We start from the raw sequence: 349 nt of genomic DNA on the forward strand, positions 1-349 counted from the left end.
CCTCAACCGCCATGGCCTCCTGGACCGCGGCGCGCGCCAGCGGCAGGAACGTATAAATGTCGACGGGCTCACCCTTGGCGTCGAGGACTTCGCTGTAGCGCCCCACAACTTCCATGGCAGGGCCAGCGGCGGCCATCAGCATGTCCGCAGGCGCCAGGCCCCATCGCTCCCAGTCGGGGTAGCGCTGCTTGATCTCCGTCTTGATCTCCGCCTCGACGGCGCCCTTACGGCCGGCAGGACGACCTGCCGGAGCCGGGCGGCAGGCCATGGTCAGGGTCGTCTCAATGTTGGCCTTGCCCTGCTGGCCACCGGACTCGGTGTTGGCCGGCCAGGAGCCGGTCATCACCAG

1 pseudogene is annotated in these 349 nt (G+C 68.8%); it reads right to left on the reverse strand.

Annotated elements, in window-relative coordinates:
- Positions 1-349: pseudogene (locus IH48_RS0132570) on the reverse strand (DUF1156 domain-containing protein); the annotation flags it as partial.

Source organism: Streptomyces sp. NRRL F-5126 (genome assembly GCF_000721265.1).
In the GTDB taxonomy this organism is placed as follows: Bacteria; Actinomycetota; Actinomycetes; order Streptomycetales; family Streptomycetaceae; genus Streptomyces.